Origin of the sequence: Naumannella cuiyingiana, from assembly GCF_013408305.1 — a bacterium.
GTDB lineage: Bacteria > Actinomycetota > Actinomycetes > Propionibacteriales > Propionibacteriaceae > Naumannella > Naumannella cuiyingiana.
In genome coordinates, this window is sequence record NZ_JACBZS010000001.1 from 2785968 (window position 1) to 2811819 (window position 25852).

The 25852-nt window shown below is 70.1% G+C and carries 26 protein-coding genes and 2 pseudogenes; 13 read left to right on the forward strand and 15 right to left on the reverse strand.

Annotation, left to right across the window (positions count from 1 at the left end; genetic code table 11):
- Positions 1-40: 40 nt before the first annotated feature.
- The 5 genes from GGQ54_RS13020 (at position 41) to GGQ54_RS13040 (ending at position 4757) form a co-directional block, all read left to right on the forward strand.
- Complete coding sequence (locus GGQ54_RS13020; RefSeq protein WP_179445773.1) at positions 41-1135, forward strand: glycerate kinase; 1095 nt, start codon at positions 41-43, stop codon at positions 1133-1135.
- An 85-nt stretch (positions 1136-1220) separates the two neighbouring features.
- Positions 1221-1583, forward strand: a complete 363-nt coding sequence (locus GGQ54_RS13025; RefSeq protein WP_179445774.1) for a HesB/IscA family protein — start codon at positions 1221-1223, stop codon at positions 1581-1583.
- Positions 1584-1744: 161 nt separating this feature from the next.
- Positions 1745-2620 carry an aa3-type cytochrome oxidase subunit II gene (ctaC, locus tag GGQ54_RS13030; protein WP_343045958.1) on the forward strand — a complete coding sequence of 292 codons (876 nt, stop codon included), beginning with the start codon at positions 1745-1747 and terminating at the stop codon, positions 2618-2620.
- Complete coding sequence (gene ctaD, locus GGQ54_RS13035; protein WP_179445775.1) at positions 2617-4365, forward strand: aa3-type cytochrome oxidase subunit I; 1749 nt, start codon at positions 2617-2619, stop codon at positions 4363-4365. Before ctaC ends, ctaD begins: the two co-directional genes overlap by 4 nt.
- Complete coding sequence (locus tag GGQ54_RS13040) at positions 4362-4757, forward strand: cytochrome c oxidase subunit 4 (RefSeq protein WP_179445776.1); 396 nt, start codon at positions 4362-4364, stop codon at positions 4755-4757. Before ctaD ends, GGQ54_RS13040 begins: the two co-directional genes overlap by 4 nt.
- Before the next feature lie 16 nt (positions 4758-4773).
- Here GGQ54_RS13040 and GGQ54_RS13045 read toward each other — a convergent pair whose 3' ends face one another.
- The 6 genes from GGQ54_RS13045 to ctaE form a co-directional block, all read right to left on the reverse strand.
- Complete coding sequence (locus GGQ54_RS13045; RefSeq protein ID WP_179445777.1) at positions 4774-5172, reverse strand: nuclear transport factor 2 family protein; 399 nt, start codon at positions 5170-5172, stop codon at positions 4774-4776.
- Positions 5173-5212: 40 nt separating this feature from the next.
- Entirely contained in the window at positions 5213-6655 is a 1443-nt protein-coding gene (locus GGQ54_RS13050; RefSeq protein ID WP_179445778.1) for a GuaB1 family IMP dehydrogenase-related protein, read from the reverse strand.
- A 70-nt stretch (positions 6656-6725) separates the two neighbouring features.
- Complete coding sequence (qcrB, locus tag GGQ54_RS13055; RefSeq protein WP_179445779.1) at positions 6726-8495, reverse strand: cytochrome bc1 complex cytochrome b subunit; 1770 nt, start codon at positions 8493-8495, stop codon at positions 6726-6728.
- The gene (gene qcrA, locus GGQ54_RS13060; protein WP_179446608.1) at positions 8495-9580 is read right to left on the reverse strand and encodes a cytochrome bc1 complex Rieske iron-sulfur subunit; all 1086 of its coding nucleotides are present in this window, start codon (positions 9578-9580) and stop codon (positions 8495-8497) included. The genes qcrB and qcrA overlap by 1 nt, the downstream gene beginning before the upstream one ends.
- A gap of 56 nt (positions 9581-9636) precedes the next feature.
- The gene (gene qcrC, locus GGQ54_RS13065) at positions 9637-10437 is read right to left on the reverse strand and encodes a cytochrome bc1 complex diheme cytochrome c subunit (protein ID WP_179445780.1); all 801 of its coding nucleotides are present in this window, start codon (positions 10435-10437) and stop codon (positions 9637-9639) included.
- 19 nt (positions 10438-10456) lie between these two features.
- Positions 10457-11197 (reverse strand): aa3-type cytochrome oxidase subunit III, encoded by a 741-nt coding sequence (gene ctaE / locus GGQ54_RS13070; RefSeq protein WP_459222529.1) that lies wholly within the window; start codon positions 11195-11197, stop codon positions 10457-10459.
- Between the two features lie 167 nt (positions 11198-11364).
- Between ctaE and GGQ54_RS13075 the strand changes: the two genes are divergently transcribed.
- Both GGQ54_RS13075 and trpD read left to right on the forward strand, forming a co-directional pair.
- Entirely contained in the window at positions 11365-11784 is a 420-nt protein-coding gene (locus GGQ54_RS13075; RefSeq protein WP_179445782.1) for a response regulator transcription factor, read from the forward strand.
- A 4-nt stretch (positions 11785-11788) separates the two neighbouring features.
- Positions 11789-12859 (forward strand): anthranilate phosphoribosyltransferase, encoded by a 1071-nt coding sequence (gene trpD, locus GGQ54_RS13080; RefSeq protein WP_343045959.1) that lies wholly within the window; start codon positions 11789-11791, stop codon positions 12857-12859.
- A 24-nt stretch (positions 12860-12883) separates the two neighbouring features.
- Here the strand turns inward: trpD and GGQ54_RS13085 are convergent, their stop codons facing one another.
- Positions 12884-13711, reverse strand: a complete 828-nt coding sequence (locus GGQ54_RS13085; RefSeq protein ID WP_179445784.1) for a hypothetical protein — start codon at positions 13709-13711, stop codon at positions 12884-12886.
- 123 nt (positions 13712-13834) lie between these two features.
- Complete coding sequence (locus GGQ54_RS13090) at positions 13835-14938, reverse strand: ROK family protein (RefSeq protein ID WP_179445785.1); 1104 nt, start codon at positions 14936-14938, stop codon at positions 13835-13837.
- 94 nt (positions 14939-15032) lie between these two features.
- Here GGQ54_RS13090 and GGQ54_RS13095 point away from each other — a divergent pair, with 94 nt between their 5' ends.
- From GGQ54_RS13095 to GGQ54_RS13105, 3 genes are read left to right on the forward strand one after another with little or no spacing between them, the layout of a single operon-like run.
- The gene (locus GGQ54_RS13095; protein WP_179445786.1) at positions 15033-16307 is read left to right on the forward strand and encodes a YbiU family protein; all 1275 of its coding nucleotides are present in this window, start codon (positions 15033-15035) and stop codon (positions 16305-16307) included.
- A gap of 43 nt (positions 16308-16350) precedes the next feature.
- On the forward strand, positions 16351-17436 hold the full coding sequence (locus GGQ54_RS13100) for an S-(hydroxymethyl)mycothiol dehydrogenase (protein WP_179445787.1): 1086 nt from the start codon (positions 16351-16353) through the stop codon (positions 17434-17436).
- Positions 17433-18041 carry an MBL fold metallo-hydrolase gene (locus GGQ54_RS13105; protein ID WP_179445788.1) on the forward strand — a complete coding sequence of 203 codons (609 nt, stop codon included), beginning with the start codon at positions 17433-17435 and terminating at the stop codon, positions 18039-18041. The genes GGQ54_RS13100 and GGQ54_RS13105 overlap by 4 nt, the downstream gene beginning before the upstream one ends.
- Before the next feature lie 4 nt (positions 18042-18045).
- Here GGQ54_RS13105 and GGQ54_RS13110 read toward each other — a convergent pair whose 3' ends face one another.
- The 4 genes and pseudogenes from GGQ54_RS13110 to GGQ54_RS17105 all read right to left on the reverse strand — a co-directional run.
- Positions 18046-18714, reverse strand: a complete 669-nt coding sequence (locus GGQ54_RS13110; RefSeq protein WP_179445789.1) for a prepilin peptidase — start codon at positions 18712-18714, stop codon at positions 18046-18048.
- A 10-nt stretch (positions 18715-18724) separates the two neighbouring features.
- Complete coding sequence (locus GGQ54_RS13115) at positions 18725-19234, reverse strand: hypothetical protein (protein ID WP_179445790.1); 510 nt, start codon at positions 19232-19234, stop codon at positions 18725-18727.
- 748 nt (positions 19235-19982) lie between these two features.
- Positions 19983-20150: pseudogene (locus tag GGQ54_RS17770) on the reverse strand (sunset domain-containing protein); the annotation flags it as partial.
- 288 nt (positions 20151-20438) lie between these two features.
- Positions 20439-20708 (reverse strand): annotated as a pseudogene (locus tag GGQ54_RS17105) (DUF5324 family protein); the annotation flags it as partial.
- Positions 20709-20882: 174 nt separating this feature from the next.
- Between GGQ54_RS17105 and GGQ54_RS13125 the strand changes: the two are divergent.
- The gene (locus tag GGQ54_RS13125) at positions 20883-21398 is read left to right on the forward strand and encodes a peptidylprolyl isomerase (protein ID WP_343045960.1); all 516 of its coding nucleotides are present in this window, start codon (positions 20883-20885) and stop codon (positions 21396-21398) included.
- A gap of 153 nt (positions 21399-21551) precedes the next feature.
- Entirely contained in the window at positions 21552-22325 is a 774-nt protein-coding gene (locus tag GGQ54_RS13130; RefSeq protein WP_179445793.1) for a rhomboid family intramembrane serine protease, read from the forward strand.
- A 16-nt stretch (positions 22326-22341) separates the two neighbouring features.
- Here the strand turns inward: GGQ54_RS13130 and GGQ54_RS17440 are convergent, their stop codons facing one another.
- The 3 genes from GGQ54_RS17440 to GGQ54_RS13140 are packed head-to-tail and all read right to left on the reverse strand — an operon-like array spanning position 22342 to position 24483.
- Positions 22342-22476 carry a hypothetical protein gene (locus GGQ54_RS17440; protein WP_281370022.1) on the reverse strand — a complete coding sequence of 45 codons (135 nt, stop codon included), beginning with the start codon at positions 22474-22476 and terminating at the stop codon, positions 22342-22344.
- Positions 22477-22478: 2 nt separating this feature from the next.
- Positions 22479-22754, reverse strand: a complete 276-nt coding sequence (locus GGQ54_RS13135) for an Lrp/AsnC family transcriptional regulator (protein ID WP_179445794.1) — start codon at positions 22752-22754, stop codon at positions 22479-22481.
- A gap of 4 nt (positions 22755-22758) precedes the next feature.
- Positions 22759-24483, reverse strand: a complete 1725-nt coding sequence (locus GGQ54_RS13140) for a DEDD exonuclease domain-containing protein (protein WP_179445795.1) — start codon at positions 24481-24483, stop codon at positions 22759-22761.
- A gap of 234 nt (positions 24484-24717) precedes the next feature.
- Here GGQ54_RS13140 and GGQ54_RS17675 point away from each other — a divergent pair, with 234 nt between their 5' ends.
- A complete protein-coding gene (locus tag GGQ54_RS17675; protein WP_179445796.1) occupies positions 24718-25848 on the forward strand; it encodes an NlpC/P60 family protein in 1131 nt (376 codons plus the stop codon).
- Positions 25849-25852 lie beyond the last annotated feature (4 nt).

The following is a 25852-nucleotide window of genomic DNA, read 5'->3' on the forward strand; positions in this document are numbered from 1 at the left end:
GCGACTGGTCACCCGGGGTCCGCTCCGCAAGGATGAGCGAATGCGCGTACTCGTGGCCAGCGACCGGATCGGTTCGCTGAGTTCTGCCGACGCGGGGCAGGCAATCGCGCTCGGTTGGCGCGAGACCGCCCCCGACGCCCAGCTCGCCGTGGTGCCGATCGGGGAGGCCGGCGAAGGGCTGGACCAGGCGGTGGCCGACCTGCTCGGCGCCGAGGTCACCCTGCTGCCGGGAGATCCGGACGGCTCGGCCGTCGCCAGTTGTGTGCGCGCCGGGGGCGTGCTGTTGGTCGCCGTGGCCGATGCCACGGCCGACCCGGGCGGTTGGGATCCGTCCGCCAGCTCCCTGGCGGTCGGCCGGGCACTCGCCGACGCGCTCGATGCCGATCGGACGCCGCCGGACCGGATCGTCCTCGACCTGAGTCGCAGCGCCGCCCACGACGGGGGCGCGGGCATCCTCGCCGGGCTCGGCGCGACCGCCGATCGTCCGCTCGACCATGGCGCGGCCGGGCTGAGCGGCATCGGTCATCTCGATCTGGGTCCGGTGCGCGAACGCCTCGGCGCCACCGTCGTCGATCTCGCCGTGCCCGCCGACGAGACCGGACGGCACCTGCTCGGCCTGCGCGGCATCACCTCCCTGCGTGGCCGCGATGCCGATGTCGACGCCGCCACCATGCTGGCCACCGACGCCGCCCTGGAGTCCTTCGCCGCCGCGCTGACCCGCGCGGGCGGCGACGAGGCCGCCGCCGCGGCGCCCGGCGCGGGGGCCGGGGGAGTGGCCTATGGTCTGGCGGCCCTCGGCGCCCGGGTGCGCACCGGCGGCGACCTGGTCGCCGAGCTTGCCCGCCTGCCGCAGACCCTGCGGGCAGCGGACCTGATCGTCACCGGCTGCACCACCTTCGACTTCGCCCGCCGGGGCGGGGGCGTGATCGCGGCCGTCGCCGACTGGGGTGCCGAGTCGATGACCCCGGTGGTGCTGTTGGCGGGCACCGTCCTGATCGGCGCACGCGAGATGCGTACCCTCGGGATCGAGGCCGCGCATGCCGTGCACCCCTCGCCACTCGCGGCGCAGCCCGATGTCACGCCCGGTCAGCTCACGGCCCTGTCCGCGCGGATCGCGCGTAGCTGGGCACACTGAGCGGACGGGTGTTTGGAGCCGTCTCGGTCGCGGCATAGACTCGTTGCCGAGCCACCCACAATCAGCCTGCGAAGTGGAGGGGAACATGACGGTTCAGGACCAGACGAGCGAGGCCGGTGTCGACGGGGGCGTGGTGCTCACGGAGGTCGCCGCGGGGAAGGTCAAGTCCCTGCTGGAGGCCGAGGGGCGAGATGACCTCGCGCTGCGGATCGCCGTCCAGCCCGGTGGCTGCTCCGGCCTGCGCTACCAGCTCTTCTTCGACGAGCGGCAGCTCGACGGCGACAGCGTGAAGGACTTCGGCGGCGTCAGCGTGGTCACCGACCGGATGTCGCTGCCGTACCTGATGGGAGCGACCATCGACTTCGTCGACACCATCGAGAAGCAGGGCTTCACCATCGACAATCCGAATGCGACCGGATCCTGCGCCTGCGGCGACAGCTTCCACTGATCAGACGCCCGCGAAACGGCCCCGACGATGCCACGGCATCCGGGGCCGTTTTCGTTGTCCGCAACGATTCCCGGCACCGCCTCGGGTACGCCGACGCGGGCCCGGCGGCACGGTCTGCCCGGGTGCGATCCGGGTGGTCGAAATGCGTTAATGTGACCCACGTGAGTCTGACTTCGCGACGTCGTGTGCGCCCCCGCCTGGCCGCAGCGCTGGGCGTTCTGGCGCTGGCGGTCGTCCTCGCCGGTTGCGGCACCGGCGGTCCGGGACGGGCCCGCTACCTGGGCCTGCCGGAGCAGTCGAGCGACAAGGCGGCCTACATCGGCGACCTGTGGGTCGGCGCGTGGATCGCCTGCCTCGCGGTCGGTGCCGTCGTGTGGGGGCTGATGATCTGGGCGTTCACCCGCTACCGCCGCTCGGCGAAGAACCAGATCCCCCGGCAGACCACCTACAACATGCCGCTCGAGGTGATGTACACCATCGTGCCGTTCCTGATCATCGGCGCGCTGTTCTACTACACCCTGAACACCCAGAACCGGGTGCTGGCCGCGGAGAACGACCAGGACGTCACGATCGACGTGGTCGGGCAGAAGTGGTCGTGGACCTTCAACTACCTGGACGAGTCGGGCGAGCCGATCGCCTACGACAACGGCACGATCGAGAACACCCCGACCTTCCTGGTGCCCGTCAACCAGAAGATCAAGTTCAACCTGAACAGCCCCGATGTGATCCACTCGTTCTGGGTCCCGTCGTTCTACTTCAAGCTGGACGTCATCCCCGGTCGCACCAACAGCTTCGAGGTGACCCCGAACCGCGAGGGCACCTTCGCCGGCAAGTGCGCGGAGTTGTGTGGCACCTACCACTCGGCGATGTTGTTCAACCTGAAGGTGGTCAGCCAGGCCGAGTACGATGCGTACCTCGCCGATCTGGTTGCGCAGGGCAAGACCGGCCGCGCCGACGGTTTCCGCGGTGGCGTGGCGACGCCGACGGTCCCCGCCGGGCACGGCGAGGAAGAGGCAACGCAGGAGGGCGCGCGATGAGCACCGCTGAGGAAGTTGCCGCACGGGTCGGTACGCCGGCCGCACCGGTGGAGGCCGAGCGCGACCGGGGCCTCGGCAGGCTGATCTTCAAGATGCTGACGACGACCGATCACAAGTTGCTCGGCAACATGTACTTCGTCACCTGCATCTTCTTCTTCGGCTTCGGCGGTCTGCTCGCACTCGGCATCCGCGCCGAGCTGTTCGCGCCCGGCCTGCAGTTCCTGCAGTACGAGACCTTCAACCAGTTCTTCACGATGCACGGCACGATCATGCTGCTGCTCTTCGCGACGCCGCTGTTCTCGGCGTTCGCGAATGCGATCATGCCGTTGCAGATCGGTGCGCCGGATGTCGCGTTCCCGCGGTTGAACGCCTTCTCCTACTGGATCTATCTGGTCGGTGGCCTGATCACCGTGTCGGGCTTCATCACCCCGACCGGCGCCGCCAGCTTCGGCTGGTTCGCGTACCCGCCGTTGTCCGATGCGGTGAACTCGCCCGGCCCCGGTGGCGACCTGTGGCTCGTCGGGCTGTACCTGGTCGGCCTTTCCTCGATCCTCGGGGCGGTGAACTTCATCGTCACCATCGTGGCGCTGCGCGCTCCCGGGATGACCATGTTCCGGATGCCGATCTTCACCTGGAACGTGCTGGTCACCTCGATCCTGGTGCTGATCGCATTCCCGATCATCGCCGCGGCGTTCCTGATGTTGTTGGCCGACCGCGTGATGGGTGCCCAGATCTTCGACGCCGGCAACGGCGGGCCGCTGTTGTGGCAGAACCTGTTCTGGTTCTTCGGGCACCCGGAGGTCTACATCATCGCGCTGCCGTTCTTCGGCATCATCACCGAGATCTTGCCGGTGTTCAGCCGCAAGCCGGTCTTCGGCTATGTCGGGCTGGTCGGCGCGACGCTGAGCATCGCGGCGCTCTCGGTGGCGGTCTGGGCGCATCACATGTTCGTCACCGGCGCGGTCAACCTGCCCTTCTTCGCGTTCACCACCTTCCTGATCGCGGTGCCGACCGGCGTGAAGTTCTTCAACTGGATCGGCACCATGTGGCGCGGCAGCGTCTCGTTCGACACGCCGATGCTGTGGTGCGCCGGCTTCCTGGTCACCTTCCTCTTCGGCGGCCTGACCGGTGTGATCCTGGCCAGCCCGCCGCTGGACTTCCAGGTCTCGGACTCCTACTTCGTGGTGGCGCACTTCCACTACGTGGTCTTCGGGACCGTGGTGTTCGCGATGTTTGCGGGCTTCTACTACTGGTGGCCGAAGCTGACCGGCCGGATGCTCAACGAGCGGCTCGGCAAGCTGCACTTCTGGCTGGTCTTCATCGGCTTCCACACCACGTTCCTGGTCCAGCACTGGCTGGGAGCGGAGGGCATGCCCCGCCGGTACGCCGACTACCTGGCCACCGACGGATTCACCTTGTTGAACCAGATCTCCACGGTCGGCGCCTTCATCCTGGGCATCTCGATGCTGCCGTTCTTCTGGAACGTCTGGATCACCCGTAAGTCGCCCAAGGTGACCGTCGACGACCCGTGGGGCTGGGGGCGCTCGCTGGAGTGGGCGACGTCGTGCCCGCCGCCGCGGCACAACTTCACCAAGCTGCCGCGGATCCGTTCGCGCTACCCGGCGTTCGACGTGAACCACCCGGACGTGCAGCAGGAGGACGACGAGAACGACGACCAGGTGCTGGGCGCCGAGCTCGGCGATGCAGCGGTTTCGGCGGAGCAGAAGGCGGAGGGCAACCGATGAGGGGTTCGTTCTGGGCATTCATGTCCGTCTTCATCTTCCTGCTCGTCGTCACGCCGATCTACTGGCTGTTGAGCCACGAGATCGTCGGCACGGTGGCGCTGACCATGTCGGCGCTGTTGTGCCTGATGATCTCCTGGTATCTGCGGGTCACCAGCAAGTCCATCGGCCCGACCCTGGAGGACCGCCCCGACGCGACGATCGCTGAGGGCGCCGGCGTGATCGGCTTCTTCCCGCCGAGCAGCATCTGGCCGTTCTGGTGCGCGCTGGCCGCGGGCGTCTTCGTGCTCGGGCCCGTGTTCGGGTGGTGGCTGAGCCTGCTCGGCGGTGCGGTCGGGATCTGGGCGCTGTCCGGCTGGATCTACCAGTACTACGTCGGCGACTACAAGCACTGACCCTCTGAGCCAGGGACTACGCGGGCCCCGGGTCAGGCGCGGCCGGCGTCTCGCGGCGACGCTCCGGGATGTCGTAGGGCTGCGGCCAGAAGTCGACCACCTCGGTGATCAGCGGCTCGCCGCTCGACCCGGCGCCGATGGTCAGCCAGACCAATCCGGTCTGCGGCTCACCGTCCAGGCTCACGTCCATCCAGATCGCCGCGCCGGCGACGTCGGCATGCAGCCGGGCCACCCGCAGGTGCCACTCGCCCGGGTAGCGCTGGTTGAAGCGCACCAGCTCCTCGCGCCCGCCGACCCGCTCCCGCGTCTGCGGTGCCAGGTAGACGACGTCCGGGTGCAGCAACGCGCCCCAGCGCTCCCAGTCGCGCGCTTCCAGCAGCTCCACATAGTCCCGGGCCAACCGCGTGCTGTCCATGCCGGCAGCCTAGGGCCACGCTCCGACACCGGCCGCGGCCTCACCAGGAGGCGTGCAGGGGCCGGCCCTCGTCGTAACCGGACGTGGACTGGATGCCGATCACGGCGCGCTCGGCGAACTCGGGCAGATTGGCCGCTCCGGCATAGGTGCACGAGCTGCGGACCCCCGAGGTGATGAAGTCCAGCAGATCCTGTACGCCGGGGCGCTCGGCGTCGAGATACATCCGCGAGGACGAGATCCCCTCCTCGAACAGTCCCGCCCGCGCGCGCTCGAAGCCCGAGGAGTCCCGGGTCCGGTTGCGCACCGCGCGCGCCGAGGCCATCCCGAAGGACTCCTTGTAGGGGCGCCCGTCGGCGGCGACCATCAGGTTGCCGGGCGATTCGTGGGTGCCGGCGAACCAGGAGCCGATCATCACCGAGCCCGCGCCCGCCGCCAGCGCAAGGGCGACATCGCGCGGATGGCGTACCCCACCATCGGCCCAGACCGCCTTGCCCAGCTCGCGGGCGGCCGCCGAGCACTCCAGCACCGCGGAGAACTGCGGCCGGCCGACACCGGTCTGCATCCGCGTCGTGCACATCGCGCCGGGACCGACCCCGACCTTGATCACGTCGGCGCCGGCGTCGATCAGCTCGCGGGTACCGTCGGCGGTGACCACGTTCCCGGCCACGATCGGTACGCCGGGCGCCAGCTTGTCCCGCACATCGCGGACCGCCTCCAGCACGTTGATCATCTTGTCCTGGTGGCCGTGCGCGGTGTCGACCACGAGGACATCGGAACCCGCGGCGAGCAGCGCCTCGGCCCGGGCGGGCACATCGCCGTTGATGCCGACCGCCGTGCCGATCTTCAGCCGGCCGTCGGCGTCCAGCGCGGGCGCGTAGATCGCGGCGCGCAGCGCGCCCTTGCGGGTCATCACACCGAGCAGTCGGCCGTCGTCGCCGAGCGCGATCGCATAGTCGTCGTGGGCCGCGGACAACTGGTCGAAGATCTCTCGCGGCGAGTCGGTGGGGGAGACCTTGACCAGCTCGCCGCCCATGATCGTCCGGACCTGGGCGAACCGGTCGACGCCCTGGGCGTCTGCCTCGGTGACCGTGCCGACCGGCAGACCGTCCTCGACGACCAGCACGACCCCGTGGCCGCGCTTGGGCAGCAGGCTGATGGCCTCGCCGACCGTCGTGCCCGGCGTGACCGTGACCGGGGTGTCGAAGACCGTGTGGGAGCCCTTGACCTTGCCGATGGTCTCCGCGACGACATCGGTCGGAATGTCCTGAGGGATGATCGCGACGCCGCCGCTGCGGGCCATCGTCTCGGCCATTCGGCGGCCCGAGACGGCCGTCATGTTGGCGGCGACGAGCGGCAGCGGGGTGCCGAGGCCGTCGGTGCTGGTCAGGTCGACATCGAGTCGTGAAGTGACCTGCGAGCGCGACGGGACCATGAACACGTCGTTGTAGGTCAGGTCGTGCTGCGGCTGGTTCAGGAAACGCACCGCGTCATTGTTCCACGCGGTACGCCCCGTTGCCACGCGCCGCCGAGCGGGCGGCGTACCCCCCCGGGGCTCAGTGCTTGCTGGACTCCAGCGCGCTGCGATCGCTGCCGTCGCCGTCCACGGCGTGGTGGCCGTTGCCGGAGTCGCTGTGGCCCTCGGGCTCGTCGTGGTGGTGCGCCGCCTCGATCTCGGCTGCCGTGGGCTTGCGGACGTTGTCGGCGAAGTACCACCGGCTCGCGGCGGCCCGCAGCTTGGAGATCCCGCCCTTCTTGCGCTTCACCCCGCGCTCGTCGGTGCCCTCCACGGCCTGCACGGGCCGGTCCTCCGCCGCCTGGGTGAGCGTGTACGCCTCGTCGGTGCTGATCGGCACGTGCGCCTCGTGGTACTCGCCGTCGGGGCTGCGCTCCATCAGGCCGGACTCGCCGCCGTGCAGCACCCGCTCGGCGTTGCGCCGCTGGATGCCCAGGCAGATCCGCCGGGTGATGATGAACGCGGCGATCGGTGCGGCGAAGACCAGGATCCGGAACAGCTCGGTCAGGAAGTTCAGGCTGAGGTTGAACTGGATGGCCAAGATGTCGTTGCCGCCAGCCATCCAGAACACGCCGTAGACCGACATCCCGGCGACGCCGAGCGCGGTCCGGGTGGGCGCCTGCCACGGGTACTGCAGGATGTTGTGGTCGCGCTTGTCGCCGGTGATCCACTGCTCGATGAAGGGGTACGCGCCGAGCAGCGTGAACAACAGGCCCATCAGGCCCACGCCGGGCAGGAACACGTTCCACGACCAGGTGGTCGGCGGGATGATCCCGATCCAGCCCCACGCCCATTCCCAGCCGGGCATGATCCGCAGGCCGCCCTCCAGCCAGCCCATGTACCAGTCCGGCTGCGAGCCGGCGGTCACCTCGGCCGGGTTGTAGGGACCGTAGGTCCACAGCGGGTTGATCTGCATGAACGCGCCCATCAGGGCCGTCACGCCGAAGACGATGAAGAAGAAGCCGCCGGCCTTGGCCATGTAGACCGGGAAGAGCGGGTAGCCGACGACGTTGGTCTCCTTGCGGCCCGGGCCCGGGTACTGCGTGTGCTTGTGGTACACGACCAGCGCCAGGTGCGCGGTGATCAGGCCGAGGATCAGGCCCGGGATGAGCAGGATGTGCGCCATGTAGAAGCGCTCGATCACGATGTCGCCCGGGTACTCGCCGCCGAAGATCAAGAACTCGGCCCAGGTGCCGACGATGGGCACCGAACGCATCAGGCCGTCGGCGATCCGCAAGCCGGTGCCGGACAGCAGGTCATCGGGCAGCGAGTAGCCGGCGAAGCCCTCGACGATGCCCATCGACAACAAGCCGATGCCGATCAGCCAGTTCAGCTCGCGCGGCTTGCGGAACGCCCCGGTGAAGAAGATGCGCAGCATGTGCGCGGTCATCGCGCCGAGGAAGAGCATCGCCGCCCAGTGGTGCATCTGCCGCATCAGCAGGCCGCCGCGGATGTCGAAGCTGATGTTCAGCGTCGAGGCGTAGGCCTCCGACATCTCGAGCCCACGGAGGAGCTGGTAGGAGCCCTCGTACTCGATCTCCGACATCGACGGCTTGAACCACAGCGTCAGGAAGACGCCGGTGAGCAGCAGGATGATGAAGCTGTACAGCGCGATCTCGCCGAGCAGGAACGACCAGTGGTCGGGGAAGATCTTGCGCAGGTTCTTCTTCAACAGGCCGGCCAGGCCGAGCCGGTCGTCGGCCCAGGTGGCGATGCCGGCACCCGCCTGCAGCGGATGCTTCGGCTTGGGGCTGGTGGCCGGGACCGCGTCGTCGACGGGCGCCTCCACGCGTTGGCTGGGTTTCGCCATCAGTTCTCACCCTCTCCGGGCAGCGAGCGCGTCAGGTCGTGGGTCGAGTCGCGCTCGAAATAGCTGGGGCCCGTGGGCAGGTTGTGGCCCTCGTCGTCGACGAAGCCCGAGCGTGCGATCAGATAGCCCTCGCCGTCGACGGTGATCGGCAGTTGGGGCAGCGCACGCGACGCCGGACCGAAGACGACGATCCCGGCGCGGCCGAGGTCGAACGTCGACTGGTGGCACGGGCACAGCAGGTGGTGGGTCTGCTGTTCCCACAGGCTGATCGGGCAGCCGACGTGGGTGCAGATCTTGGAGTAGCACAAGATTCCGTTGACGTGCCAGTCACGCCGGGTCTCGGGGATGACGATCTGGTTCGGATTCATCCGGACGATGATGATCGCCGCCTTGGCCTTCTGCTGCAGGAACTCGGTGCCGTGCAGCTCCTCCAGGTTGGCCGGCTGGGCGTTGACGAGCTGGCCGATCTGCAGGTCGGCGGCCCGGATCGGCGTGTAGGTCACGTCATTGACCAGGCGTACCCCCTCCGACCAGATCGTCGTCGCGATCGTGCGGTCGATCTCCGGCCGGGTGGGCCACGGGCCGAGGTCGGCGAGGGAGATGATCGCGGGCAGACCGAGCGCGCCGACGCCGATGCCGAGGCTGCGCAGGATCATCTGCCGACGGCTGACGCCGGACTGGGTGATGCCCTTGTCGACCTCGATCATGATCGCTTCGCGATCCGCGTCGGAGGATGCGGCGGGGTGCCGCTCCTCGGCCTCCTCGTGGTCGGTCATGATCTGGCGCGCCCACTGCACCGCGCCGACGCCGATGCACAGCAGCGCCAGGCCGAGGCACGCGCCGAGCAGCGTGGTCTGCGCCGAGAACTGGCTGGTCTCCGACACGCGGATGGTCATCTCCCGCGGCACGGCGAAATAGATCACGACATAGGCGATCGCGAACACCGGAGCCAGCAGGAACAGCGCCGAGATGTTGCGGGCCGACCGGCGGGCGGCGCCCTCGTCGACATCGGTCCAGCGCTCGACATGCTCCTCGATACCGGGGTCGGCGATCGGTTTCGTGTCGACGACGGTGGTGCCGGGGATGCGGCCCGCGTCGCGGCCGTTGCTGGGCTCGAGCTGGCCCGGGTTGTCGTGGCTGGTCACTTCGCGCGCGCTCCCTTCGAGGCGATCCAGACGGCGAACAGGCACAGGCCGCCGATGCCGACGACCCAGGCCCACAGACCCTCCGAGACCGGGCCGAGCGCGCCGAGGGTGAGGCCACCGGACGGCTGGCGCTGCAGCGCCTCGAGGTAGGCGATGATCGCCTTCGCGTCCTCGTCGGTGATGACCTCCTTGGAGAACACCGGCATCTCACCGGGCCCGGTCCGCAGGGCCTCGTAGATGTGCTTGGGGTCGACGCCGGTCAGCGGCGGTGCGGCCTTGCCGCTGGGCATGGCACCGCCCGAGCCGCCGAAGTTGTGACAGGCGGAGCAGTTGGTCCGGAACAGCTCGCCGCCGCGGTTGATCTCCTCCTGCGACAGCCCGGCCGGCTCGTACTGGTCCGGCTCCGGAATCGCGGGGCCGGGGCCCAGGGTGGCGACATAGGCGGCCAGCGCGTCGATCTCGGCCTGGGAGTACTGGGCGGGCTTGCGCGGGGCCTGCACGGCGGAGGCGGCCATCGGCATCCGGCCGGTGCCGACCTGGAAGTCGACGGCAGCGGCGCCGACACCCGCGAGCGGCGGGCCCTGGCGGCTGCCCTCGCCGTTCATGCCGTGGCACGAGGAGCAGCCGACGGCGTACAACGCCTTGCCCTCGGCGACCTGCTGGGAGTTGCCGCCGTCGGCCGAGCTCTGCGAACTCGGCGCCGCGACGGCGTACAGGCCGCCGATGAAGAAGAGCGCCAGCAGCAGAAGGATCGGCTTCGCCGCCGGGTGCCGCCGACGGGATGACAAGAACTTCACAACAATCCTTCCGGGGCGCTCAGTAGGTGAGGAACGGCAGCAGGTAGATCACGAAGAACAGCGCCACCCACACGACATCGACGAAGTGCCAGTAGTAGGACACGCATTCGGTGGACACGTACTGCTCGTGGGTGAAGGTCCGCGCCAGGTAGGTGCGGCCGAGGACGAACACGAAGGCGATCAGGCCGCCCGTGACGTGCAGGCCGTGGAAGCCCGTCGCGAGGAAGAAGATCGAGCCGTAGGGGTCGCTGTAGATCGTCAGGCCCTCGCTGAACAGCGTGGCGTACTCGAAAACCTGGCCGCCGATGAAGAAGGCGCCCATCACGAAGGTGAGGATGTACCACTCGCGCAGCCCCCACTTGAGCGGGTTGAGGATGCTTCCGGTACGCGAGACCTGCCGCCGGTGGGCGGCGAACACGCCCATCTGGCAGGTGAACGAACTCGCCACCAGCACCGCGGTGTTGGTCACGGTGAACGGGATGTTCATCAGCGAGTGGCCCCACTCGAACAGCGCCGTCCCACCGGTCGCCGCCGCCTGGGCGTCGGTGACGTTCTGGATGGTGAAGTAGGCCGCGAACAGCCCGGCGAAGAACATCAGGTCCGAGGCCAGCCACACCATGGTGCCGATGGCGGCCAGGTCGGGGCGGCCCTTGACGCCGTTCAGGCGGGCCGGATTGATCCGGTGCAGGGCACCCGCCGCGATCTCGTCCGGGCGGCGCGCCGAACCGGCGTCGCCGACAGCCTCGATTGATGTTGCCACGGGGTCATTATTGCCATAGATCGTCCGTCCGGCATCTTTGGGGGACCCTGCCGCGCCGGTCGTGATCGCGATCACCCGCAACCCGGGCGCTACCATGCTCGCGAACGTCACGGAGGATCGACGACGAATTGTCGTACTACACGGTGTTGGAGTGAGGACGAACAGCCATGGATGACCAAGCAGCCGAGCGCCCCGCGACCGTGTTGATCTATTCCGATGACCGGTCCACCCGGGACGACATCAGGTACGCCCTGGGCCGCCGCGTCGCCGCCGACCTGCCCGAGATCGCGATCGTCGAGGCCGCCACCTACAAGGCGGTGCTGCGCGCGCTCGACGCCGGCGGGGTGGATGTCGCGGTCTTCGACGGCGAGGCGGTGCCGGCCGGCGGGATGGGGCTGTGTCGCCAGGTGAAGGACGAGGTGGCCGACTGCCCGCCGATCGTCGTCCTGGTCGCCCGACCCCAGGACGCCTGGCTCGCCACCTGGTCGCATGCCGATGCGGTGTCGACCCATCCGGTCGATCCCGTCGCGCTGCCGGGCGTCGTCGCCGGGCAGTTGCGTACCCGCCTCGCCGACACCGTCGCCTGAGCAGGTGGCCGCGACTGCGTCCGGGTCCGCGGTCCCGAACTGGCCGGATCTGCTGACCGCGCTCGTCCGAGGCGCCGACCTGTCGACCGATGACGCGCGCTGGGCCATGTCGGAGGTGCTGACCGGCGCCGCCGTGCCGGTGCAGGTGGCGGCCTTCGCCGTGGCGCTGCGGGCCAAGGGCGAGACCGTGGCCGAGCTGCGGGGCCTGGCCGATGCGATGTTGGAGCACGGTACGCCGGTGCGGCTGGGGGGCGAGACCGTCGATGTCGTCGGGTCCGGTGGTGACCGGGCGAACACCGTGAACATCTCCACGATGGCGGCGATCGTGGCCGCCGCGGCCGGAGCGCGGGTCGCCAAGCACGGCAACCGGGCGGCGTCGTCGGCCTGCGGTACGGCCGATGTGCTGGAGGAGCTCGGGGTGGTCCTCGACCCGGGCCCGCAGGCGCAGCCGGGGCTGCTGGAGGAGGCCGGCATCGTCTTCTTCTTTGCGCCGCGCTATCACCCGGCCCTGCGGCATGCCGCGCAGGCGCGGCGCGAGCTCGGCATCGCCACCACGTTCAATCTGCTGGGCCCGCTGGCCAATCCCGCCCGGCCCGCCGCCCAGGCCGTGGGGATCGCCGACGCCAGGTCGGCGCCGCTGGTCGCCGGCGTGATCGCCGACCGCGGGCACCGCGGGATGGTCTTCCACGGCGGCGACGGGTTGGACGAGCTGACCACCACGACCCGCTCGCGGGTCTGGCTGATCGGCGGCGGCCGGGTCCGCGAGGTGGCACTGGATCCCGCCGAGCTGGGCCTGGCGCGGGCGAGTCTCGACCAACTCGTCGGCGGCGAGCCCGCGCTGAATGCCGACATCGCTCGGCGTACCCTCGCGGGCGAGCCCGGCCCGGTCCGCGACATCGTCGCGCTGAACGCCGCCGCGGCCCTGCTCGCCTATGCCGGGCCGAACCTGGACCGCGACCTCGCCGAGCAACTCCGCCCGCGCCTGGCCGACGCCGTCGCCGCCATGGAATCCGGTGCCGCCACCGCCAAGCTGGAGGCCTGGGCCGCCGCCACCCGACGCGCCGCCGACCGCTGAGCGGGGGAGCGGGGGAGTGTCGCGTCAGCGTCCCTGGATGAACAGCTTGATCAAGGGCACCACGAAGCCGGCACCGAGGGCAGAAGAAATCGCCGCACCGATTCCAGCAACCGACACGGACCAGATTCGCGGGTCTTGAAATGTCGCGTCAGCAACTCGCAACTCTCTCACGTTGCGCCATTGCTGAGCATTTGCATGCCCGATGGTTTGGGCGAGTCTTGCGCTCAGCTCGTCACGCGCGTTCTGGTCGGCACAGTTTCCTACGGCGGCACCGATCGACAGAACTGCCCGTGCGGCATCCTTCGCATTATCGGCATCCGCGCGCCGAAGCTCGTGGCAGAGGAGCGGGGTTCTGGCCGATCGGTACACCTGGCGGCCGTAAGTGATGATGGCGTTGCACGCCGCGCGATACCGCCGCTGATCCGGGGTGCGAATGAACTTGTTGAGAAGGGCGAATGCCACTACGCCGAGGGCCGCAAGGTAAGCGCCACGGGCGCGGTCGCGGGTGGTCACCAGGAATGCGATAGCCGCGAGCAAGATAAGAATCGTGCCACCTTGCACGATGGCGCCAGCTACGGCGACCGATCGCGAAGTGGTCCCGATGCTCGCAACATTGGCAAATGCGGCTCCGAAAATCGGTCCCGCGAGGAGGGCGGACAACGCGCTCACGTGAATGTGGCGTCGATGGCCGCGTGCCGCGGCGTCGAGCACCTGTTGTCCTGCATCGGACTGCTCGATCAGACGCGAGCTGATTTCTGGATTCAAGGTTGGTGTCAGTTTGTCAGTGAGGCGCTCGAACGCCGATCGCATCGAGCGGATCGGGTTCATCGGGTCGACGTGGTTGACTGTCATCTCGTCCTCCTGTGCTGGGGGTGATCTTCATCACAGGCTGACAGGCAGGTCTGACACAGAGTGCCGCCGAGGATTCTGCAAACAGCGGGAAGTGTTCCGCCCTTTGCAGAATCGTGGTTGTGGTCAGCCGGCCTCGACGGCGGCACGGGCGCGGGTGAGGGCCGCGGTGCGCAGGCCGACCATCACCGCATCCGGGCCCAGGGCGGCCTCCCGCACCGGGGCGGGTACGCCGGCCTCGGCGGCGACCCGCGCATCCAGTGCCTCGGCGAGGCCCGTGCCGCGGCCCCACGGCCCGGTGATCAAGACCAGCCCGGGGTCGAGCAGCGCCGTGACCGCGCAGATCGCCGCGGTCAGCCCGGCGAGCAGCGGCTCGCGGCGTACCGGATCGGTGATCATCGCGCGGGCTCGGGCAACATCGATCGCCGAGGTCCCGGGCCTGGTCAGGCCGAGCGCGCCCGGCAGCTCGACCAGGCGCAGCGTCCCCTCCGGCCCGGGCACCGGCACCTGGGCCAGCTCGCCGGCCAGCCCGCGCGCGCCGCGGACGATCCGCCCGTCCATGATCAGCCCGGAACCGATGCCCGGGCCGAGATAGATCAACACCAACTCCGGCGGGCCCGGCGTCCCGGCCGCCTCGCGCTCGGCGAGCGCGGCCCAGTTCACGTCGTTGTCGAGCAGCCAGCGGCCCGGCACGTGGCGCTCCAGGGTGGCCCCGGCGTCCAGATCGCCCATCAGGAACGGTGATCCGGGCAGCTCGACCAGCCGGCCGCTGCCCTGGTCGACCGGGTCGGCCGCGCCCACCGTCGCCGCCAGCACCGATCCCGGGCTGGCCGCCGTCGCCTCCGCCAGCACGCCATCGAGCGCCTCGGCCAGGGCCTTGCCGGCCACCGGCGCGCGCAGCGGGCGGGCCACCTCGGCCAGCCGCTCACCGGTCAGGTCGAGCAGTTCCGCGCGTACCCCGTCCGGACCCGCATCGACCGCAAGCGCGCACCCGGCCTCGGCTCGTAGCGCATACCAGGTCCCGGATCGGCCGCGGCCGCCGCTGGCCGGGCCGGCCTCGGCGAGCAGCCCGCGCTCGGCGAGCCGGCGTACCGCCTGACTGATCGTCGGCTTCGAGATGCCTGTACTCGCCGCCACCTCGGCCCGGGTCAACCGGGCGTTGGCGAAGAACTCACGCAGCACCTGCCGGTCGGTCTCGGCGCGGACGAGGTCCTGCGAGGGCGTGGTCACCCCGGGAGTCTGGCAGGGGAGGCTTGCGCGGGCCAGTCGCACCGCCTATCGTTAGTTAGGAACCTTTACTAATATCGCAGGATCGAGGATGATCATGACGAGCACCACCGAGCTGCCGCACTGGGAGACCCAGCCGACCGACCTGGCCGCTGCCACTGCCGAGATCAAGCGGGCACTTCGCGAGCGCATCGAGCGCGAGTCCGGCCGCAGCGTCGAGGACGTGTTCGCCGATGTGGTCGCCCACGTCGAGGCCGAGGTCGCCGACGTCGAAGCAACCCGGGCGCGCGGCGAGGAGGTCTGGCCGGTCCTGGACTTCGCCGACATCGCCGCCGGTGAGATCTCCGACGAGCAGCGCGCGCAGGTACGCCGCCGCGGCTGCGCGGTGATCCGCGGCACCTTCGACCGCGCGCAGGCCGAGCAGTGGGATCGCGACATCGTCGAGTATGTCGAGGGCAACGGCTTCTTCGACGCCTACACCGGTCCCGCCGATGACTTCTTCGAGTCGGTGATGAGCAAGCCCGAGATCTACCCGATCTACTGGTCGGAAGCGCAGATGGCGGCGCGTACCCATCCGCGGATGGCCACCGCACAGGGCTTCCTGAACTCGCTGTGGACGCATGAGTCCGAGGGCCGGGTCTGGTTCGATCCCGACCGCGACTCGCTCTACCCCGACCGGATCCGCCGCCGCCCGCCGGGCACCGACTCGGGCGGCCTCGGCACCCATCTCGACCCGGGCACGCTCGACCTGTGGATGACCGCCGGCTACCAGGAGCACTTCCGCCACCTGTTCGCCGGTGATGTCGCGAGCTACGACCCGTGGGATGCCGCGTACCGCACCGAGGCCGCGCAGTATCCGGGCAGCACCATGTGCTCGGCCTTCCGCACCTTCCAGGGGTGGACCGCGCTCAGTGAGATGGGCCGCGACCAGGGCGTGTTGCACACCGTGCCGATCCCGAAGGCAATGGCGTACCTGATGTTGCGCCCGCTGCTGTCCGATGTTCCGGAGACGGAGATGGCCGGGGTACGCCCGAATCGCACTTTCCCGGTGAATCCCGAGCTGCACCCGCACCTCGTGCGCGGGCTGTCCGGGATCCCGGACGTCGCTCCCGGCGACACCGTGTGGTGGCACTGCGACATGATCCACTCCGTCGCGCCGGTCACCGACCAGCAGGGCTGGGGCAATGTCATGTACATCCCCGCCGCGCCGTGGTGTGCCAAGAATGCGGAGTACGCCGCGAGCGTCGCGCGGGCCCTGGAGACCGGCAACAGCCCGGCCGACTTCCCCGAGGAGAACTACGAGGCCGGCTGGCCCGATCGGTTCGCCGTCTCCGACCTGAACGAGATCGGTCGCCGCGGCCTCGGTCTGTGACCCCGCTCACGGGCGCGGTGTCGCGTCGGCAATAGTTGGTGCCATGCAGCAGGTGAACGGAGTCGTGGCGCGGGCCAAGGGCGAACCGGTCCGCATCGAGAAGATCAACATCCCCGATCCCGGGCCCGGTGAGGCGGTCGTTGCGATCCAGGCCTGCGGGGTGTGTCACACCGATCTGCACTATCGCGAGGGCGGCATCAACGACGAGTTCCCGTTCCTGCTGGGTCACGAGGCGGCGGGGGTCGTCGAATCGGTCGGCGAGGGCGTCGAGGAGGTCGCCCCCGGCGATTTCGTCGTCCTCAACTGGCGTGCCGTCTGCGGCAGGTGCCGGGCATGCCGACGCGGCGAACCCTGGTACTGCTTCGACACCCACAATGCGTTGCAGAAGATGACCTTGACCGACGGGACCGAACTCAGCCCGGCGCTGGGTATCGGCGCCTTCGCGGACAAGACCCTGGTCGCGGCGGGGCAGTGCACCAAGGTCGATCCGAGCGCGCGTCCGGCGGCCGTCGGACTGCTCGGCTGCGGCGTGATGGCCGGGCTCGGAGCGGCGATCAACACCGGCAACGTCGGTCGTGGCAAGAGCGTGGCGGTGATCGGCGTCGGCGGCGTCGGGATGGCCGCCGTAGTCGGATCGCGGTTGGCCGGCGCGGGCCGGATCATTGCCGTGGACGTCGATGACCGGAAGCTGGAGTGGGCGAAGAATCTCGGTGCGACCGATGTGATCAACTCGTCGCGGGCCGATCCCGTGGAGGGAATCCAGGCGCTCACCGACGGGTTTGGTGCCGATGTGGTGATCGACGCGGTCGGCCGGCCGGAGACCTGGCGACAGGCGTTCTATGCGCGTGATCTTGCCGGGACGGTGGTGCTGGTCGGCGTACCCACGCCGGAGATGAAGGTGCCCGACCTGCCCTTGATCGATTTCTTCGGCCGCGGCGGGTCGCTGAAGTCGAGCTGGTACGGCGACTGCCTGCCCGAGCGCGACTTCCCGATGCTGGTCGATCTGTACCAGCAGGGTCGCCTCGACCTGGACGCGTTCGTCACCGAGGAGATCGGGTTGGACCAGGTCGAGCAGGCGTTCGCCCGGATGCACGACGGCGACGTGCTACGTTCGGTGGTGGTCTGGTGAGTGTGCGCGTTGATCATGGCGTCACGTCGGGCACGTTCAGCCTGGACGGGCAGACCTTCGAGGTGGACAACAACGTCTGGGTGATCGGCGACGATGCGGAGTGTGTCGTGCTCGATGCGCCGCACGACCCGGACGCGATCATGGAACTCGTCGGGGACCGCAAGCTGCGTGCGATCGTCTGCACGCACGCGCATGATGATCATGTTCGGTACGCGCCGGAGCTGCGTCGGCGTACCGGTGCGCCGATCCACCTGCATCCCGAGGACCGTCCGCTGTGGGAGCTGACCCATCCCGACGATTCCTGGGATGCAGACCTTGCCGACGGGCAGGAGATCGGGATCGGCGGGACGAACCTGCGGGTGATCCACACCCCGGGGCACGCGCCGGGCGCGGTCTGTCTGCTGCTGGCCGACACCGGCGAACTGTTCTCGGGCGACACCCTCTTCTCCGGCGGCCCGGGTGCGACCGGCCGCTCCTTCAGCGACGAGAACCTGATCGTGGAATCGATCAGGACGCGCCTGTTCGAATTGCCGGACGAGACGGTCGTGCACACCGGCCACGGACCCGACACCACGATCGGCGCCGAGCGCGCGAACGTCGGCTGAAATTTCAGGACGCGGTCAGCGGAATCGCGAGCAACGCACCCAGCCACAGGGCCGGGCCGTAGGGAAAGGCGCCCCGGCGCCCGGTCAGGCGCGCGAGGAGTCCCCAGGCGACGCCGATCAGCGAGCCGAGCAGCAGCCCCCAGAGGACGGCGCCGACGCCCAGGGTGCCGGTGACGACGCCGAGGACGGGGGCGAGCCGCACATCGCCGAAGCCGAGCGCGCCGCGCCCGACCCACCAGAACGCCAACACGAAGGCGCCCACCGCCGCCCCCGCGACGATCATCCGGAATGCGACCTCCCAACCCGCCAGCGCACCCGTGACCGGCACGGCCGCCGCCGTCGCCGCCCACAGCGGCCGGGTCAGCGCGAGCGGCAGCCAGGTCGTGCGGGCATCGATCGCGATCAGCACCAGGCCGAGCGTGGCGAACACCAGCCAGGCCGGCCACAGCGGCCAGGGCAGGAACCAGCCGATCAGACCGCCGGCGATCGCGCCGGCGGTGCCGCAGCCCAGGATCATCGGCGCGTCGGCCAGCTCGGCGTACGGCCGCTTGCCGTCGGGCTCGGCCGGCTCGGGCAGCAGCGCCGGCAACACCCGAGCGGCCGCGGCACAGACCGCCGCCGTCGCCGCGGCCAGCCCCAGCGCGGTGGGCAGGCTCGCGGCATCTCCGAACATGCCGGGCAGCCTAGGCCGCGGCTTCCGCCGGGCTGGGTTCCCACGGGTCGGCGGGCCCGGCCCAGTCCATGCCCGCCGCGTGACAGGCGGCCTGCAACAGCAGCACGCTGCGCGCGGAGACCCAGCCGGGCGGGCCGACCAGCCACAGCGCTGCCTCGTCCCGGGTGGCCCGCGCGAGAAGTGCGATCTCCGCCGCGGACTGGCCGCGCCCGGCCAGGCGCGACGCCAGATCGTGCGCCGCCCAGGCATCGCCGGACCGGGCTGTCAGCCCGTTGAGCTGCGCGGCGCGGACGCGCAGCAACCGTTCGGCGACCCGCGCGGGAATCCGCCGCACGACGCGACCCCGGCGGCCGAACAAGAGTGACCGCACGCATCGCGTCGGCACATCGGCATATAGGGCGACCGCCCGCCAGGGCAACCCGGTGGTCCCGACCAGATCGGCGAGATGCGACCGGAACGGCGCAGCCGACACCCACTCATGCGTCCCCCGACACTCGGTGTCGCTGCGCTGTCCTGACATCTCGCCTCCTCGATCCCGGTGCCACCCGGCGGGCGGCCGCGGGAACAGTTCAGCGGGGAATCCGGGCGTACCGGCGTTCGGGAGGCACTCGGGAGACACCTGACCGCATTCGGACAACACCGGGCCCGTGTCGGACAACACCTGAGTGGGTTCGGACAACACCTCGGGCCGGGGTCCGGGGTCGAGGTCCGGTATCCGGGGTCGGGGTGGGAGGTCGGGCGGGGCCGGGCAGGTCGGGACCGGAAAGGTCGGGCGGAAGGGACGCGACGCCGCATCCGCGGGCTGAGTCGGCATCCGCGGGCGTTGCTCGGTTCGCGGGTGCCGGTTGGGTTCGCGGATGGGGGTGTCTGGTCGTATCCGCGGGCTGAATCGGCATCCGCGGGGTGAATCGGCAGATGCTGGCTAGGCCGGCAGACGCGGGCGTTACTGGGTTCGCGGGTGCCGGTTGGGTTCGCGGATGGGGGTGTCTGGTCGTATCCGCGGGCTGAGTCGGCATCCGCGGGCGTTACTCGGTTCGCGGGTGCCGATTGGGTTCGCGGATGGGGGAGCCCGGTCGAATCCGCGGGCTGAGTCGGCAGGCGCGGGCGTTACTCGGTTCGCGGGTGCCGGTTGAGTTCGCGGATGGGGGTGCCCGGTCGCATTCGCGGGGTGAATCGGCAGGGGGCCACCGAAGACGCCAGAAGACGCGAGTGGCGGGCCCCCGCAACGGGGACCCGCCACTGGCGGTGTGCGGCGTCGGGGCCGCGGGTCAGCGCTGGGCGCGGGTGAAACCTGCCCGCTGCGCCGCGTCCTCGTCGGTGAACCAGACGTCGGCGATGGTGCGCTCGTAGCCGCCGGAGTCCGGCGTGTGGTACTTCATCGACCGAGCGTTGCCCTTGATCGTGTGGCCGACCGGCGGCTCGTCGCCCACGTAGCTGCCGGGGCCATAGGTGCTCGCGGCATCCGGGCCGGCCGACCCGGCCGCCGGCGCATCCTGACCGGCGGCCTCCGGCACATCGACCGGCTCGGAGAAGCTCTGGCTGGTGCTGTCGTCCTTCACCGAGAAGTCATCGCTGGGATTCCACGACGTGTTGCCGTAGGTCTCCCACTCGTCCTTGTCGCCGGCCAGCTTCTTCCAGGCCAGGTAACCCAGGCCGGCCGTGAGCAGCACCAGCAGCAAAGGCAGGAAGACCTTGCGCTTGCGCTTGGGCTCGGGCAGCGACAGCTCGCCACGCAGGGCGGCCGCGGCGGCCTGGCTGCGCTTGCGGGCCTCCTCGGCGGCCGGGTGCTCCGACGCGTCCTTCAGCACCTCGTTCAACCGAGGCAGGATGTCCTTGTCCAGTCGCTCGCGCGCGGAGCCGATCGCCTCATCGATCTTGGGGGCAATCTGGTCGCGGGCCTGCTCGACGTACGGGCCGATCTTGTTCAGCGCGTCCTCGCCAGCCTTGGCGGCCGTGTGAGTGATCTCTGCGGCGGCGTTCTTTCGCTTGCTCATCGCTTCCTCCGATGGGGTTCGTCGGCCCCGGTCGGGGCGGACCCGGTCACGTTACCGCGTCCGCCGGGCACCGCAGCGGCCCACCCGGGCGCTCGTGCCAAGATGGACGGGTGCCGCACCGGGGGCCAGCCGGCCCCGACCGGTCGGCGAGCAATCGACCCGAAAGGCCCACACGTGTCCACTGCCACGCTGCACACCAACCACGGCGACATCGTCATCGAGCTGTTCGACAACCAGGCCCCGAAGACGGTGCAGAACTTCGTCGGGCTGGCCACCGGGACCAAGGAGTTCGAGCACCCGGAGACCGGGGTGCTGACCACCGACAACTACTACGACGGCACCACCTTCCACCGGATCATCGACGGGTTCATGATCCAGGGTGGCGATCCGCTCGGCACCGGCACCGGCGGCCCGGGCTATGAGTTCGACGACGAGTTCCACCCCGACCTCGCCTTCGACCGCCCCTACCTGCTGGCGATGGCCAACCGCGGACCCGGCACCAACGGATCGCAGTTCTTCATCACGGTCGGCCCGACGCCGCACCTGAACCGCAGGCACACCATCTTCGGCGAGGTGACCGATCCGGCCTCCCGCGAGGTCGTGGACAAGATCGCCAAGGTGCCCACCGGCCGCAACGACCGGCCGAACGATCCCGTGGTGATCGAGTCCGTCGAGATCGACCAGGGCTGACCTTTGTCCGATCACCCCAGCGGCCCGCGTCCGGTGCCCGATCCCGATCGGGGCCCGTCGGACGATGCCCGGTTCCAACCCTGCTACCGGCACCGGGACCGGCGTACCGGAATCACCTGCCAGCGGTGCAACAAGCCGATCTGCGGTGAGTGCATGGCGCCGGCGTCGGTGGGCTTCCAGTGCCCGGAATGCGTCGGCGCCGCCAACGAGGGGGTACGCCGGCCGCGTGGCGCCGCCGCCCGCGGCAACCAGCCGCAGATGGCGCTCCCGGGAGGCTTCGGCCTGCGGCTCGGCTTCGGCGCACCGGTCGTGCTCGCGGCGGTCGTCGCCCTGTTCGGTATTGCCGACCTGATCACGGGCGGCATGTTCACCATGCTGATGGCCTGGATCAGCCAGGCCGCGGCAGCCGGCGAGGTCTGGCGGGCCATCACCTGGACGCTGGTTCCCGGCGGGTTGTTCGCGATGATCATCAACGTGCTGATGATCTTGTTGATCGGGAACGCGATCGAGGCGATGGTCGGCAGCGCGCGCACGATCGCGGTATGGGTGATCGCCGGACTGGGCGGCGTCGCGGCGCTCGCCCTGTTCGGCGGCCCGGACGCGGCGGCGTACGGAGCGAGCGCGGCGATCTTCGGGCTGCTCGGCGCGAATGCGGTGCTGAAGTTCCGCCAGGGCATGGATGTGCGGCCCGACCTGATCCTGTTCGCATTGCTGATCGTGATGAACGTGGTGCTCGGCGGCGTCGGCGGCTCGCTGCTCGGCGTGGTCAGCCTGCTGGGCGGCATCCTCGGCGGCGCCCTGGCCGGCGCGCTGATCGGCTGGGCGCCCGGCAATGCCGCGGCACGCGGCCGCAACCAGTGGTTGCTGCTCGGTGGCGGCGCGGTCGCGCTGGCCGGACTGACGGCGGTCGGGTTGGCGCTGGCCTGATCGCCGGCGCCAGCCCTCAGCCGGGCTGCAGCGTAACCGGCTCCATCGGCTGGTCCAGGCTGAGCCAGTACAGGCCACCGGCAACCGCCAGGAAGATCAACACCGCGACGACGGCCAGCGCCGCCAGCACCGGGGTGGGTACGCGCGGCACGATCAGTCGCCCAGCGAGAAGGCGGCTTCCAGGTCGTGGCTGGAATAGGTCCGGAAGGCGATGTGGGTCTCGGTTCGCACGACGCCGTCGATCTTGTTCAGCCGATCCGCGACGACCGCGGCGATGTCGTCGTGGTTGCGGACCCGGACCAGCACGATCAGGTCGATCCCGCCGGTCACCGAGTAGACCTCGGTGACCCCGTCGAGGCCGGCGATCTGCTCGGCGACCTCGGGAATCCGGGCGACATCGGCGTGCACGAAGACGATCGCGGTGACCATGCCGTCACCCTAGAGCACCGAGCAGCACGGCCGGTCGCTCCGCGCGCGAGATGCCCGCATGTACCGGCCAGGTCCAGTCGCCGGTGATCTCGATCAACCGCACCCCGGGCCGCTCCAGCCAGCCCGCCAGCAGCTCGGCCTCGGCGATGCTGCCCGCCGGCAGCGGCGGGGTGGTCGGCTCGGGCACGGTGGCCGCGCCGGCGACCAGCTCGTCGGCCAGGGTCAGCGGGTTCTCCGCCCGATCGGTACGCCCGGCCGCGGCGAGGCGGCCGTGGCGGATCACGTGGATGTCCCAGCCCGCCCGCGCCGGCGCCGCGGCGACCATCTGCGGACAGCGGGCCAGCGCCGCGATCCGATGCATCCGCACACTCGCCCGGCGCAGGGCGTCGAGCCGGTCGCGCAGCGCCGCGGCCTCCTCGAACCGCCGCTGGGCGATCAGCCGCTCCAGTCGCCGCGCGACGGAGCCCAGGGGAGCCCGGATGTCGGCCCGCCAGGCGATCCGGACGCCATCGACGATCGCCGCGTACCCCGCGACATCGATACTGCGATCGCACGGCGCCGCGCACCTGCCGAGCTCGGCGAGCGCGCACGCCGAACTCGGTCGACGCGGAGACAGGCGCGCCGTGCACTGGCGGATGGGGAAGGCGTCATGCAGTGCGGCGGCAGCCGCCTGGGCGGCCTGCCGGTTCGGGAAAGGGCCGAGATAGTCGCAGCCGTCGCCGCGCACGGCCTTGGTCACCGAGAGCCGGGGGAATGCCTCGCGGGTCAGTTTCAACCATGCCTCGCGCTCGGGGAACCGCGACTTGCGGTTGTAGCGCGGCCGGTGGGCGAGGATCAGCCGCAGTTCGGTCACCTCGGCCTCCAGACCCGTCGCGCACGGGGTGGCCCGGACCGCCGTGGCGAGCCGCACCATCTCCTCCATCCGGCGGCGCTTCTCGGCCGCGGTGAAGTAGCTGCGGACCCGGCGGCGAACGTTGACGGAGGTACCGACATAGAGGATCTCGACCCCGTCCGGGCCGGCGCGGCCCGGTCCCGTCCGGTCGGAGACGAAGGCATAGGTGCCCGGGCCCTCGGGCAGGCCGTCGGCGAGCACCCGCTTGCGGCGGCGCTGCGGGGAGACCTTGCGGGAGAACTCGACGAGGTCCTCGACCGTCCCGACGCCGAGATTGCCGACCCGCTCGAACAGCCCGTGCAACACGTCGACCGTGGCCCGGGCATCGGTCAGCGCCCGGTGGTCGGGCGTCGTCGGCGAGCCGAAGTGCCGGGCCAGCGTGCCGAGCCGGCAGTTGCGTACCTCCTCGCGGAGCAGGATGGTGCGCGCCAGGGCGGCGGTGTCGAGCACCGTCCAGCCGGGCCAGGGATAACCGAGCTCGGCGCACGCGCGGCGCAGGAACCCCGTGTCGAAGGGGGCGTTGTGCGCCACCAGCACCGTCCCGGCGGCGAACTCCAGGAAGGCCGGAAGGGCCTGCGCCAGCGACGGCGCGCCCGCGGTCATCTCGTTGGTGATGCCGGTCAGCACCGTCACCGATGCCGGGATCGCGCCGACCGGCCGGACCAGCGTCTGGAACTCGCCCAGCCGCTCGCCGGCCCGGACCTTCACCGCGCCGAACTCGGTGATCGAGGCGCCCGGGCCGGAGCCGGTGGTCTCCAGGTCGACGACACAGAACGTCGCGGCCGACAGCGGGGTGCCGAGGTCGTCGAAGCTGGGCTGGGCCCGGGGGGCGGTCATGGCGGCGGACGCTACGCGCGCCCACCGACAACGGGCCGATAGCGCGCCCCTGAGGAAAAAATGAAGAAAACCTGAGGGAAACCGCGGCCAAGGTTTGCCGGAGGGCGGGCGTACCCCTATTGTTGCTGCCGTGTCGCGCGGCAGTTGCGGGCTTCCCCACCGGACCCGGCGCACAGGCTGAGATCACGTCGGCCGGTTCTCAGGAACCGGCGGTACGCCCAGGAAGGAATGCGCGTGGCAGCACGCAATCGCCGCAAGGCCGGTCTCCGGCTGTTGGGAACGATGGCCCTGACCGCCGGTCTGATCGCGGGGACCGCAGTCGCGGCACCCCTGGCGAGCGCCGATCCCGATGCGGTCGAGGCCGCGAAGAAGCGGGTCGAGGAGCTCCAGACCGAGGCCAACGCGATCGACCAGGACGCGCTGGAGGCCCAGGAGAAGCTGGACAAGGCGCGTGAGGCGCTGAAGAACCGCGAATCCGACGAGGCCGGGCAGCAGCGCAAGGTCGAGGACCTGAAGGCTCAGCTCCGGGCGCTCGCGCTGGCGCAGTACCAGGACCGCGCACTCGACCCCAGCACCCGGGTGCTGTTCAGCTCCGACGGCGACACGTTCATCAACCGGTTCGCGACCGTGCAGCACGTCACGGACAGCCAGAACGGTCTGCTGCAGGAGTTCCAGGCCCAGGAGGCGTCGCTGGCCACGATGAAGCGCGACTCCGAGGCGGATGTGAAGACCATCGCGGAGCAGGAGCGCAAGGTCTCGGATCTGCAGAAGCAGTCCAAGCAAAAGGTCGCCGACGCCGAGGCCGTGCTGAATCGGCTCACCGAGGAGGAGCGTCAGCGGCTGCAGCGCGAGGAGGAGCGCCGCCAGCAGGAAGAGGCGGCCGCGGCCAACGCCGATTCCGACAGCGATTCCGATTCCTCGTCGGGCTCGACCCGTTCGGGCTCCGGCTCGTCCGGCTCGTCGTCCAAGACCTCGTCGTCGGGCAATTCCGACCCGACCGCAGGCATCCCCGACAGCGATCGGGTGGCAAAGGTGCTCGCCACGGCCAAGGCCCAGCTCGGCAAGCCCTATGTGTACGCGGCGACCGGCCCGGACTCCTTCGACTGCTCCGGCTTCACCTCCTACGCCTTCAAGGCGGCCGGGGTCAGCCTGCCGCGCGTGTCGCGCGCGCAGGCCGGCGCCGGCAAGCGGGTCAGCCGCAGCGACCTGAAGCCGGGCGACCTCGTCTTCTACTACTCGCCGATCAGCCACGTCGCGATCTACGTCGGCAACGGCAAGATCATCCACTCGCCCCGGCCGGGCAAGACGGTCAGCTACGCACCTGTCGACCAGATGCCGTTCAACACCGCAGCCCGCGTGCTCTGAGCGC